The sequence below is a fragment of the Streptomyces hilarionis genome (genome assembly GCF_024539675.1).
GTDB lineage: Bacteria > Actinomycetota > Actinomycetes > Streptomycetales > Streptomycetaceae > Streptomyces > Streptomyces hilarionis.
Genome location: NZ_JAHHIT010000888.1, coordinates 1 through 238, shown reverse-complemented (window position 1 = coordinate 238; position 238 = coordinate 1). Strand labels below are relative to the sequence as shown.

General features: G+C 57.1%; 1 protein-coding gene. It reads left to right on the top strand.

What is annotated here, in order from left to right; translation table 11 throughout:
* Positions 1-18: 18 nt before the first annotated feature.
* Positions 19-238 (top strand): hypothetical protein (locus KMS84_RS44875; protein WP_256921673.1); only part of this gene is annotated, 220 nt, incomplete at its 3' end.

Genomic DNA, 238 nt, shown 5'->3' with positions numbered 1-238 from the left:
ACCTATGTGTTGCCAACTGTGCTGGGCGCCGAGATTCCCCGCACGCGTATGGAGTACGAGGCGCTTCAGTTGGCCCTGACTGAGCAGGAAATTGATCTGAGGGTCTTTTGTGATCGACGTTTCATTGGTGCCGACCAGAACAAGCGCACGGCGCTCCAGGTGCACGGTGTCTGTACTGCGCAAAAAACGGAGTGGAGCTACCCAGGCGTTGACGCAGACAGCCTGTTGCATGCAAAGG